Source organism: Gaoshiqia hydrogeniformans, assembly GCF_049347105.1.
In the GTDB taxonomy this organism is placed as follows: Bacteria; Bacteroidota; Bacteroidia; order Bacteroidales; family Prolixibacteraceae; genus Gaoshiqia; species Gaoshiqia hydrogeniformans.
Map to the genome: position 1 here is coordinate 1103766 of NZ_CP186334.1, position 12671 is coordinate 1116436.

The window sequence follows — 12671 nt, forward strand, 5'->3', positions numbered from 1 at the left end:
CTATGCGCAAGTTACGTACACACGAACTAAACCGGTTGGAACCGGATCAATACCGGCAAACAGAAAAAATCCCGGTCATCGTGGTCCTGGATAATGTCAGGAGTTGCAACAACATCGGATCTTTTTTCCGGACTTCGGATGCCTTGCTGATTGAAGAAATTCATTTGTGCGGCATCACGGCTACCCCTCCCAACAAAGAAATACATAAAACAGCGTTGGATGCGGAAAAAACAGTTCGCTGGAGTTATTTCGAACATACCGAAGATTCAGTTAGCCAACTCCGGCAAAACGGCTATCGCATTTTTGCGATCGAGCAGATCGATAAAAGTATCCTTTTGCCTGATTTTATGCCCTTGCCAACAGACAAGCTGGCCCTGGTTTTTGGCAATGAGGTGAAAGGCGTCCGGCAGAGCGTGATCGACCTGTGCGACGGCGCTATTGAAATCCCGCAATTCGGCACCAAGCATTCATTTAACGTATCGGTAAGCGCCGGTATCGTGTTGTGGGATTTGTTCAAAAAAATCAGGTACAGACAGTGACAGTACAAAAAAAGCGACCTCAAATGAAGCCGCTTTTCTTTTTATCTTTTCGCGTTCGTAACTAGCGTACAATAGCCTGAAATTTCGGTTCGTTGAAATATTTGGCAAACTCCATGTCTGTAGCGATTTTAGCTTTCAGCTCAGGATTTATTTTAACTGCTGCTTCCAGGCTTTCGTACATCAGGTTTTCTTTTGCTGTACGTGCGCCTACAACGGCTTTTAAATATTCTGAAACGAAGCAGTTTTCCCAGGTGCAGCTTTCCAACGACTTCAATGCGCCGTTGTTATCGCCGGCCAAAATTTTAGCCAAACCTGCATTGGGTGAATCAGAGTCGCCCAACAGTTTTACGGCTTTGTCGTATTCGCCTTTTTTGATGGCAACAATACCCAGGTTGTAGTTTACTTCACTTCCTGCGCCCGAAGCGGCTCCAAACAGTTGTTCTGCTTTTGCAAGGTCGCCTTCAACCAAGGCAATAACACCTAAGTTATTCTTGATGATTGGTTCGTCGTTTTTCAATTTTTCAGCTTTTTCAAACAATGGCTTGGCATCCGTATATTTCATTTGCTGAGCCAATACCATACCGGCATTGTTCGGACCTCTCCAGTCATTTGGATAAACTTTAATGAACGAGTTGTAGATGGCCAGTTGTTTGTTTTTGTCGGTAGTCAACGTAGCTGCATACAACAGTTCTGCCGGGTTCAATGAAGCAGGATCTGAATCTGCCAAAGCAGCAATCTCTTCGTCCGTTTTACCAATCAGGTCAACGCTTGCTGTAATTTTGGCACGACGCAATTGGGGAAGAATTTCATCAGCGACTGATGTAAATGCCTGAGACAGGTTTTTAATTTCGCGCTCGCGAACTTCAGGATCAGAATACATGGAAAGTACGCGCAGGATCAGTTCTTTGTCCTGAATGTTTGATTTTTCCATCAGTTCTTTAAATCCATCCCAGTCTTCAGGAGTGAATTTTGTTTTCAGTTCAGCTTCAATTTTATCTTTTTTCAGCTGATCTTTCACGTATTTACTTGAAGTTCCTTCACGATTTTCCGACAATCTGGTGTTCAGATCGAGCGCACCATCAGGAGAGGCATAAGCCGAAACTTCAACGCCTTTCAGATCTTTACGTTCGGCGCTGAAAGCGTCTTTTGTATATTCTCTCAGCTTGACAATGTCTTCAGCCGTTAACTCTGTATTACGAAGAACAGCGCTGTTGATCAGGTAGTGAATATCAGCGGTGTACGAATCAGGAACAATACGCTGGAACTTATCGATGTTTGGATCGTAAATTCCGGTCGTGTTTTTCTCGCGCTGAACGCCAATAATCGGAGAAGGGAAGTTTACCACCATCGTTGACGTAGCAATAACGCCATCGGCCAGTTTAATCGGCTCAAAATCAAGGCTTTTTACTCCTTTCGAAGCAGTAATCCTCAGTTCGAGATCCGACAGACGCATGTTATCCGTGTAGTCAACTGCATCTTTATAGGCAAAACTACCGCCGCTGTAACTGATTACTTTGTTGTTTGCATCTACTTTTTCTCCCTGCAAAGTAACCGGTTTAAAAGCAGTTTCTCCACCGTCGTATTTTAATACCGGAGTAGCAACAAGCGTTACTTTTCTATTGAAATAGGATTCAGGGAAACGCCCGTCAATAGCAACATCCACGTCACCACCATGTGTTTCAAGAACTTCAGGAGTCACCTGGAAGTTAATCTGATCAGCATTCTTCTTCATTTTTTTCAGAGCAGAGCAGCCGGAAAGGACTAAAGCTGCCAGCACAATCGAGGCAAGAGGTTTAAAGTTTAATCTTTTCATTTTGACAGTGTTAAAATATTGATTTCGTAATTAACCCATTAATATTTACAAAAATAGCAATGTTTTAATGATTTAAAAGAGGCAACAATGCTTTTTTAATCCAATAAAACACGATTTATTCCGGGTCGATACCCCTTATCAAAAATAGTACCAATCAGTCGTTTATAATCATCCGGATGGTCCACAAAATCGATATTATTGGTGTCAATCAGCAAAACCGGAAAATCCAATTGCTGCCTGAAGAAACTAAAATACCCTGCACTGATCTTATTAAGATACTCAGCATCAATATTCTGCTCATAAACTCGTCCCCGCTTCCGGATATTCCGCAACAAATTTTCGACGTTCAGGTGCAGGTACACGTATAAATCAGGTTTTGGTATCTTGTCGTATATTATTTTGAAAAAACGATTATATAATTGATACTCGTCGTCCGACAAGGTGTTCTGCGCGAAAATCAAGGACTTCATAAAGTAATAATCAGACACCAGAAAGCTGCTGAATAAATCAAACTCCGGAATATTTTTACTTAACTGGTTGTACCGATCGGCTAAAAACGACATTTCGAGCGGAAATGCGTATTTATCCTGATCCTGGTAAAAACGGGGCAGAAAGGGATTGTCGTCAAATCCCTCGAGGATGGTACGGGCGCCAAAATCTTCGGCAATCTTATTTGCCAACGAGGTCTTTCCCGAACCGATATTTCCCTCTATGACTAAGTAATTGATCTTCATAAATAAAAAAATCCCGGACGTCTGTTTCATCCGGGATATAAAAATACAATATTTCAAACGGATCCCTGCAGCAAGACTTACATTTTTACCCCCAAGTGGTAAAACATAAACGACCAGACATCGGTGTACTCATCGATCACTTTCGCGGTCGGTTTTCCGGCGCCATGACCGGCTTTGGTGTCAATACGGATCAAAACAGGTAACTTACCGGCCTGATACTCCTGCAACCGGGCAGCATATTTAAATGAATGCGCCGGCACTACCCGGTCGTCGTGATCAGCCGTCGTGACCAGTACTGCCGGGTATTCCACTCCTTTCTGCAAGCTGTGATAGGGTGAATAGCCATGCAGGTATTCAAACATTTCCCGACTGTCGTCGCTGGTGCCGTAATCTCCGGCCCAGGCCCAGCCAATGGTAAACTGATGAAAGCGCAACATATCCATCACCCCAACGGCAGGCAAGGCTACCTTGAACAAATCCGGCCGTTGATTGACCACTGCCCCCACCAGCAATCCGCCGTTCGATCCGCCCATGACAGCCAGTTTATTGCTATTGGTGTAATTTGAATGAACGAGGTATTCGGCAGCGGCTATAAAGTCGTCGAACACATTTTGTTTCTGAAGTTTGGTCCCGGCTTTATGCCATTCTTCACCATATTCGCCTCCTCCGCGCAAATTTGCCACGGCCAATACGCCTCCGCTTTCGAGAAATACCATGCGTGTGGACGAAAATGACGGAGTCAGGCTGACATTGAAACCGCCGTAGCCATACAACAAAGCGGGGTTGTTCCCGTCCATCCTCATGCCTTTTTTGTGAACAATGAACACAGGAACCTTCGTCCCGTCTTTCGAAGGATAAAATGCCTGTTTCACCAGGTAATCATCGGGGTTAAACCTGACTTCGGGCCGGTAGTGCAAGCGGCTTTGCTTTTTCACGAAATCGTACTGATAAATCTCGCCCGGCGTATTGAACGACTGGTAACTGTAAAATGCGATCTGTTCGTCTTTCTTACCGGAAAAAGATTCAACGCTCCCGATTCCCGGCAACTCAATCGCGTAATCAAAATCACCTGCATAATGATAAACCTCCAGCTCGCTTCGGGCATCTTTCATATACTTAACGATCAGTCTACCCGCTGCAAAATCGACCGATTCCAACACATTTTCCTTTTCCGGAATAATCTCCTGCCAGTATTTTTCCTCCGGCTCAGCAATGTTTACTTTGATCAACCGGTATTTCGGGGCCTGATAGTTTGTCAGGATGTACAAGTCGTCGCCAAGGTTGTCAACGACATTAAACTCATAGTCGAAACTTTCCATCACCGGCACAAATCCGGCGTTTTTTTTGTTCAGGTCTTTCACCGACAAAGCATTCCCGCTGGTTGATTCACTGATCGTTACAACCAAAAACCGTTTATCGTCCGTGACTCCTGCGCCAAACATCCGCTGGGGCCGTTCACGGTCTTCCATCATCAGGAGATCGGCGGCCTGCGGCGTGCCAAGTTTATGGTAATATACCTTCTGGTATTCATTAGCCTGTGACAGTTTTCCTCCTTCAGCGGGCTGATCATAAGCGCTGTAAAAAAAGCCTTCATCGTACCAGCTGATACCGGAAAATTTCACCCAAACGATGTGATCATCGAGCAGTGTCCCGGTTTCCATGTTTTTTACGAAAATCTCGTTCCAGTCGGAACCGCTGCGGGCAATTTTATAGACCAGGTATTTCCCGTCGTCCGAAATTTCGACACCCGAAACGGCAATCGTTCCGTCGTCCGACAGGGTATTCGGATCGAGCGCAACCTGCGGTTCACCGTCAAGCGAGTCCGTCACATACAGCACGCTTTGGTTTTGTAAACCATCATTTTTATAGAAGAAATACCTGCCTGCTTTTTTTGATGGAACACCGTATTTGGGATAATCCAGCAAATCAGTCAGTTTTTGCCTGATTGCTTCCCGGTTCGGAAGCTGATTTAAGTAGGCAAAGGTGACGGCATTTTGCTCCTCCACCCAGGCAGCCGTTTCGGCCGAGGTGTCGTTTTCCAGCCAGCGGTAAGGGTCTTCAACCTCGGTGTCAAAGTAACGATCGGTTACCGCAAGTTTCTTTGTTACAGGATATTTCACTGTTTGATCAATACACGAAATCATCAATAAAAATACCATGAGATAGCATAAATCTTTCATTTCCGGATAATTAAATTTTCAGTTTTTTACACATCATTATCCGTCTCCTTTTTCGCAGAACATTACAAGAGTTTGTTGGTTGAGCGTATTTTTCGGTCTTTCTTCCCGCCAACAAGCTGACCGGTTACTACTCCAACCGCGAAGGCAGGCGCAAGAAAAGCAAAGATGTCGGCCCCGGGGAAAAGCAAACTGACAAGCAGCGAAATGACTCCCAGCGCCAGGGTCCACAGAAAGGAGTGCAGGTACGTAAAATAAAACGGCGGATAAAACCCGTGAACGTTCCTCATGTGGCTGTTCAATCGCGACTGCAAGCGATCATAGGCGCGCCGTTCTTTTCCCGGAACGCGAATCGCGCCGGCCACCGTGTTCTTCTGTTTTTCAATGTCATACTGAAGGGTATGACAATCCCGGCACGAGTCAGAAAACTCATCAACCCGCCTGGCGTTCCGCAAAAATTCCTCCACCCTGAAAAACCGCAGATCCCGGCTTTTGATCTGTTCCAAACCGGAAAGAAGTTCCTGTTCAAATTGGCTATACCAGCTGCTCATGTTGTAAATACTAAAAAGTCAAAAGTAAAAAAAATGCCCGATTAACGGGCATTTTATATCTAAGCATGACACTTATTATCTTCTGTTACGGTTATCACGCCGGTCGCGGTTATCGCGACGATCGCCGTCATCTCTTCTGGGAGGACGGTTTTCACGTTCCGGACGTTCTACATAACCTTCAGGTTTCGGAAGAAGCGCTTTGCGCGAAAGCCTCAGTTTATTGTCACGATCGATATCGAGCAGTTTCACTTCAACTTCCTCGCCTACTTTCAATACGTCTTCGGTATTTTGGATTCGTTCCCAGGCGACTTCAGAAACGTGCAGCAGTCCCTCTTTTCCGGGAAGAATCTCGATGAACGCGCCAAAGGTGGTGATCGACTTCACCTTGCCTTTGTAGATTTCACCTTTTTCAGGAAGGGCAATGATCCGCTTAATCCGTTCTTTTGCCGCATCGAGCGCTTCTTTATTTAAGCCGGAGATTTCGACATAACCAAAGTCGTCTTTTTCTTCGATCACAATGGTTGTTTTGGTTTCTTCCTGCAACTTCTGGATGTTTTTACCGCCAGGTCCGATAATCGGGCCAATCATGTCTTTCGGGATTTGGACCGTTTCTACGCGCGGTACATTCGGTTTAAATTCAGGACGTGGTTCTGAAATGACTTCCAGTATTTTACCCAGAATGTGTTCACGGCCTTGTTTGGCTTGCAGCAGGGCCTGCGACATCACCTCGTAAGAAAGTCCGTCAACTTTAATATCCATCTGCGTAGCCGTAATCCCTTTTTCGGTACCGGTTACTTTAAAGTCCATATCGCCCAGGTGATCTTCGTCGCCTAGAATATCTGAAAGGATCGCGAATTTTTTGTTCTCGTCGGTGATCAGACCCATCGCAATACCCGAAACCGGCCTTTTCATTTTCAGTCCCGAATCGAGCATCGCCATGGTACCGGCGCAAACCGTAGCCATCGAGGATGAACCGTTTGATTCAAGGATGTCTGAAACAATACGCACCACGTACGGAAAATCTTCCGGGATCATGCGTTTCAGGGCGCGGTAAGCCAGGTTTCCGTGACCAATTTCACGACGGCTTAAGCCACGCGGCGTTTTTGCCTCGCCAACGCAGAAGGGAGGAAAGTTGTAGTGTAACAGGAACTTTTCGGTCCCCTGTACGGTAACGCCATCGATAATCTTTTCATCCATTTTGGTTCCCAATGTCACCGACGAAAGCGACTGGGTTTCGCCCCGCGTAAAGATTGATGAACCATGAGAACCCGGCAGGTAATCCACCTCGCCCCAGATTGGACGAATTTGAGTGGTTGTACGACCGTCGAGACGAATTCCTTCGTCCAGAATCATGCGGCGCATGGCTTCTTTTTCCACATCGTGGTAATATTTTTTGATGAGCTTCACATGTTGCTCCAGGTTAATCTCCGTATTTTCGGCATTTGCCTCCTGGTAAGCAACAATATACTCGTCAACCAGCCCGCTGAACGACGCCATACGAAGTTGCTTGTCGGCAATGCGCTGTGTGGCAATTCCGTAACATTTTTCATACAAATCGGCATGTACTTTTTCGCGCAACGCCTCATCGTTCACCTCGTGGCAGTATTCACGTTTTGGTTTGCCTGCTTCGGCAGCCAGTTCTTCCTGAACTTTACAATGAATACGAATGGCCTGGTGTGCTACTTTTATGGCTTCGAGCATATCTTCTTCCGATACTTCGTCCATTTCGCCTTCTACCATCATGATGTTATCGTAGGAAGCGCCAACCATGATGTCGATATCCGATTCTTTCAGTTGTGCGGCGCTTGGATTAACAACAAATTCACCATTGATCCGGCCTACACGGACTTCCGAAATCGGGCATTCAAACGGAACATCCGAAACGGCAATGGCAGCAGAAGCAGCCAGTCCCGCGAGAGCATCAGGCATCACATTTTCATCAACAGAGATCAGGGTAATCATCACGGCTGTTTCGGCATGGTAATCGGCCGGAAACAACGGACGTAAAGCACGGTCAACTAAACGTGCGATCAGAATTTCATCGTCGCTCGGACGAGCTTCACGTTTCAGAAACCCACCAGGGAAACGACCTGCTGCGGAGAATTTTTCACGATAATCCACAGAGACCGGCATAAAATCAACATCCTCTTTGGCTTCTTTGGCTGATACAACAGTTGCCAGCAACATGGTATCACCCATTTTTACAACAACTGCCCCGTCAGCTTGTCGAGCCAGACGACCGGTTTCTATACTGATTGTCCGTCCGTCTCCAAGGTCAATTGTCTTAATAATTGCTTGACTCATAAATAAATTTGAACTAAATAATTTAACAATACGTACTGTATAATCCGTGGTGGGGATTTCAAAAATAATAAAAGGCAATAAATTTATTGCCTTTTATTATGAATAATTTTAGCGGCGTAAACCGAGTTCTTTTATGATATTCCGATATCTTTCAATATCTTTTTTAGCGAGGTAATCCAGCAAACTACGACGTTTACCGACCAGGCTGACCAATGCGCGTTGCGTGCTGAAATCTTTTTTGTTTTTCTTCAGGTGCTCAGTCAGGTGAGCAATGCGGTAAGAAAACAAGGCAATCTGACCTTCAGCCGAACCAGTGTCAGTTGCATTTTTACCAAATTTTTCAAAAAACTCTGTTTTCTTTTCAGAAGTCAAATACATACGTTTTACTTTTAAATGGTGATACAATGTTTAAGCCGCAGCATCGCCTTCAATAACAACGGCTTAAAATTAAATACTCAAAAATCTGCGCAAAAATAATTAAAATTCTTTGGATGTCAAGTTTTTATCCGTCTATTTTCTTTTCACCTCACCCTTGGCTTGTTGTCTTCTCCACCTCCCGGTCGCCTGTGCTGATAAGTTTGGTCCCGACGGTACAATGTAGACAATTTTTATGGTTGCAGTAATTGTTTTTCAGTTGGATCAATGCCTGCGTATCAAAGGCCGAATGCACCCTGGCCCCGGTTTTTACCCAATTCGCGACAATTGAATTGTGTTCGGCAGGAAGCTGCTCCAGGTATTCAAGAGATAAATCTTTCAAATCCTGCCTGTTGTGATGATCGCCGTAAACAAACAAAAAAGGCACCAGGGTATTGGTCACAATGTTGTAAAAGGACGAATCGCCCAGCAGTTTTACCCTCGTTGCCGAAGCTTTATTAAAACGGTAGTGCGTAACCCAGTAATCCGATGCCTGTACCATAAACAACTTTTTGATTTCGCTCAGATCGGATAATTCCATCAGTTTCGAGAACAAGGACGAGGACTGATGGATCAGCCGGGCAAACTGGGCAATCCGGATGGTCGGAAAATTCACCGGGCGTAAACGCAAAAACTTCCACAGGTGGCCTTCCACCGGTTTCAGCTTGTATTTTTTGTATAAATGTGCATATTCATTTCGCAAGGCCAGAAAATAATCATCCCCGATCAGCTCTTCATTCAGCAAACCGGATGTTCCAAACAACAGCGATTCGATCTGGAACAGGTCATTCTTGTGTTTCGCCAGCACGTGCAGGGGAACAGCCTTCGCCAACAGTTCAAACGGCAGACTGTTGGTTTTGAAACCAAAATTCCGGGCTAAAAACTGGTAAAATGTCTCATTCCAGTCGTTTTTGTTTTGCGCCAAACGTTGTATGATCTCTGCTGTTTTTTGCTGAAGGCGTTCTACCATCAGCGAATGATACCAGATTTGCATCGTCATTTCGTCCATCCGGTGAAAGCGGTCAGCGCAGGCAATCCAGCCTTTAGACCGGAGCAGGTCTGAATAATTGCTTTCAAGCTGTTTGTGATACGGCAATACCAGGTTCATCACCGGCTGACCTTTCGAATTTTTCACGATCTGATCATCCGCGCAAACCACATGCAGGATCACATTATCGTAGGCAGCATCCAACTCATGTTTATGCCGGTACCAATCCGATGCTTTTTGGTGAATTTCAATATTTCCGGCCCAAACCGTGTCGTCAAGCTGAATACGGGCATTGAAAAAATCAGGCCCGGCATCGGTATTCAGCATCCCGGTGGCCAGCACCTTAACCGGAACCCCGTTTGTTGTTTGCATTCCGGCAGGATCAAACAGACGGTGTTTCCAAACAAAGTGTAAAAAGTCCTCATTCATAGGCAGGTGATTTATCCGCTTCTTAAAATTACAAAAAATATGATCAGCCTGCCCGCTAAAATGATAAGGATTATACCTGGGACGAAAAACCGCAGGAATTTATTTTAACAATTGTGTTGGCGAATAACCAAACTGTTTTTTAAATGCAAAAGAAAAATGCGACAGGTTTTCAAACCCGGCTTCATAACATACGTCTATTGGTTTCGCCTTACTTTGCGTTAACAGGTAATGCGCCAGTTCAAGCCGTTTTTGCGTGAGCCATCTTTGCGGGGTATTGTTGAACGCTTTTTTAAAGTCCCTCTTAAAAGTCGTTAAACTTCGCCCTGTCAGGTAGCCAAACTTTTCGAGAGGAAGATTATGCAGGAAATTCTTTTCCATAAAGCTAACGATATCAACCTTACCAGGTTCTTCAAAATTTGCCAATACCTGGTCTATTTTTGGATCAATACTTCTGAGTATACTGATCGCCTCGGTTATTTTTAACGAAGCAATTTCTTCCGGGAGATCATCCATGTCAAAATACGGTATCAACGAAGACAGGCAGCTTTGCAACAGCGGATGATTGTTGAAAGACAGTATTCGGGGCGAATCGGCAGGAATTCGGCTGATATTTAATTTAGAGTAATATGCTCTCAGCCTTGCTGTAGAGAGGTGCATGACAACTGTTTTATGAGGCTGCCCGTTTTTAGGGTAGTTGATGATGGTGGCCAGCTGGTTTCTAGGAATTAAAAACAGATCTCCTGTTTTAAAATAACAGGTCGCATCAGCCTGCACAATTTTCGTTTCACCGGAGATGAACCAGACAAGCATGTGGTGGTCAAACATCATATCGGACTTGAAGAAGTTATCCTCGTAAGAGGATAACTTGATGTCTTCGGTAATATATTTTGCCTTATACTCCATTTCACATGTATAAATTAGAAGCCGACAAAACAAAAATAGCACTAATCATTCAGGTGTCGTTTATGGTTTCTGAATATCGAATGTGACGCCGGTCAGTTTTTCGCTCAATGTCCATAATTTTTGGGCATTAGCTTCATCCAGGGAATAGGGTTTCACTCCGGCCGAAATGACTTGTTCCCGGGCCAACTCAGCCACATCCCCGTCTTCGCAATATACGCCGCCAATCTTATGAAGCAAAGGGCTAGTAGCGGCCCAAACCGTTGTTGCTGCACCCTGTGGAATTGTTTTTAACGATGCAATAACTTCCGGTTTAATATTTCCTTTTTCGTCACAAAATCCCATTTGTTGAAACAGTTCCAATGAAGCCTCCCTCCCAAGTTCCGTACCGTGTATCGAACCCGGATGCACAGCATAAGACCTGATATGGCCGGATCTTGCACGAGCGTCCAATTCAAGGGAAAACAGGTTTACAGCAGTTTTGGATTGCCCGTAAGCCGCAAGTGTTTCATATTCCCGTTTTATAAAATTAGGGTCGTCAAAGTTGAAGGGAGAGAATTGATGGCCCTGGGAGGAAACGTTAATAACCCTTGCTCCCCCGGCTTTTTTTAGTGCCGGCCAAAGTCTGGCTGTAAGCTGAAATTGCGCCAGATAGTTTGTCGCCAGTTGCGACTCAATTCCGCGCTTATCCCTGCGCAAGGGAACCCACATAATCCCGGCATTGTTGATTAGCAGGTGAAGGGACCGGCCTGAACTCAGAAAATTATTCGCAAAGGCATCGATTGAATCCGGATTCATCAGATCCATTGGTTCAATTTCTACATTTGGAATGTCCTGCAAATTACGTTCTGCCTTGTCGGTATCTCTTGCAGGAACAATAACCACTGCTCCGGCAGATGCCAGTATTTTGGTTGTCTCCAAACCAATACCGGTATTTCCCCCGGTTACGATGGCCGTTTTTCCTTCGAGGCAAATTCCCCTGATCACCTCGCTTGCGGTTGATTGTGCGTTAAAGCCACTGCCTAATGCTTTTTGCAACGCTCCCTGATAATTGTTTTGTTCCATTGTAATAACGTTTTAATTGTGTTGACGAAACAAATGTACCAGGAGTTCAAAGAGCCAACTTTGTTTAAAAGGCCGGATTTACTTTGTTTAAAAGGTCATCGATAAGAAAATTCACAAAAAAAGCCTTCCGGCAACTATCAGGAAGACTTTTTTAAGTGGCACCTGCCCAAAAGGCAAAATAGCAATTACGCATCCGGTATTTCAGGTTCCACCAACCTCATCAGCTTATCCAGCGATTCCTGCCATCCCAGGTAGCACATCTCTGCAGGAATAACAGCGGGGATTCCTTCTTGTGTGATCTTTATATCCGTGCCGACAGAAACTTTTCGGATCCAGACCGTGGTCATCATTTCACCCGGCAGGTTCGGGTCTTCAAACCGATCGGTGTATTTCAAAAATTCATTTGGCTTGATTTCAACATATTTTCCACCGAATGAGTGGCTGTTACCTGTCGAGAAATTTTGAAACGACATGCGGTAAGAACCGCCTTCCCGGACATTCATTTCATGTACACTGCAAAGAAAACCATACGGCGGTAACCACGAAGCGATCGCCAAAGGATCGGTAAACGCCCGGTACACCTTTTCGGGTGATGTTTTAAAAACCCGGTGTAAAGAAACACTGTTGTTTGCCATAACCATCATTTTTTGTATTCCTACTCGTATGGCTTTTCGGTTCTGCCCGTTTTTTGCAATGGTTGCTGCTCCACCGTCGTGCCATCCGTTTGGGTGACTTTGACCATACAAAGTTCAGCAAA

The 12671-nt window shown here is 45.0% G+C and carries 11 protein-coding genes; 1 reads left to right on the top strand and 10 read right to left on the bottom strand.

All coding sequences use genetic code 11. The features are described from left to right. Positions 1-2: 2 nt before the first annotated feature. Positions 3-539: an RNA methyltransferase gene (locus ACOIT5_RS04585; RefSeq protein ID WP_423129289.1), complete on the top strand. Its 537-nt coding sequence runs from the start codon at positions 3-5 to the stop codon at positions 537-539. Positions 540-600: 61 nt separating this feature from the next. On the opposite strand, the gene ACOIT5_RS04590 is transcribed toward ACOIT5_RS04585, so the two are convergent. From ACOIT5_RS04590 to ACOIT5_RS04635, 10 genes are all read right to left on the bottom strand, one after another. After that, a complete protein-coding gene (locus ACOIT5_RS04590) occupies positions 601-2352 on the bottom strand; it encodes a tetratricopeptide repeat protein (protein WP_423129290.1) in 1752 nt (583 codons plus the stop codon). Between the two features lie 95 nt (positions 2353-2447). After that, the gene (locus tag ACOIT5_RS04595; RefSeq protein WP_423129291.1) at positions 2448-3086 is read right to left on the bottom strand and encodes a deoxynucleoside kinase; all 639 of its coding nucleotides are present in this window, start codon (positions 3084-3086) and stop codon (positions 2448-2450) included. 77 nt (positions 3087-3163) lie between these two features. Then, entirely contained in the window at positions 3164-5266 is a 2103-nt protein-coding gene (locus tag ACOIT5_RS04600) for a prolyl oligopeptidase family serine peptidase (protein ID WP_423129292.1), read from the bottom strand. Positions 5267-5328: 62 nt separating this feature from the next. Beyond that, positions 5329-5814 (bottom strand): hypothetical protein, encoded by a 486-nt coding sequence (locus ACOIT5_RS04605; protein WP_423129293.1) that lies wholly within the window; start codon positions 5812-5814, stop codon positions 5329-5331. A 75-nt stretch (positions 5815-5889) separates the two neighbouring features. Beyond that, positions 5890-8118 (bottom strand): polyribonucleotide nucleotidyltransferase, encoded by a 2229-nt coding sequence (pnp, locus tag ACOIT5_RS04610; RefSeq protein WP_423129294.1) that lies wholly within the window; start codon positions 8116-8118, stop codon positions 5890-5892. 108 nt (positions 8119-8226) lie between these two features. Beyond that, positions 8227-8496 carry a 30S ribosomal protein S15 gene (rpsO, locus tag ACOIT5_RS04615; protein ID WP_423129295.1) on the bottom strand — a complete coding sequence of 90 codons (270 nt, stop codon included), beginning with the start codon at positions 8494-8496 and terminating at the stop codon, positions 8227-8229. A gap of 148 nt (positions 8497-8644) precedes the next feature. Next, positions 8645-9949: a DUF2851 family protein gene (locus ACOIT5_RS04620; RefSeq protein ID WP_423129296.1), complete on the bottom strand. Its 1305-nt coding sequence runs from the start codon at positions 9947-9949 to the stop codon at positions 8645-8647. Between the two features lie 99 nt (positions 9950-10048). Beyond that, positions 10049-10852: a helix-turn-helix domain-containing protein gene (locus ACOIT5_RS04625; protein ID WP_423129297.1), complete on the bottom strand. Its 804-nt coding sequence runs from the start codon at positions 10850-10852 to the stop codon at positions 10049-10051. A gap of 60 nt (positions 10853-10912) precedes the next feature. Further along, positions 10913-11914, bottom strand: a complete 1002-nt coding sequence (locus ACOIT5_RS04630; protein WP_423129298.1) for an SDR family NAD(P)-dependent oxidoreductase — start codon at positions 11912-11914, stop codon at positions 10913-10915. 185 nt (positions 11915-12099) lie between these two features. Next, the gene (locus ACOIT5_RS04635) at positions 12100-12549 is read right to left on the bottom strand and encodes an SRPBCC family protein (RefSeq protein ID WP_423129299.1); all 450 of its coding nucleotides are present in this window, start codon (positions 12547-12549) and stop codon (positions 12100-12102) included. Between the last annotated feature and the right edge of the window lie 122 nt (positions 12550-12671).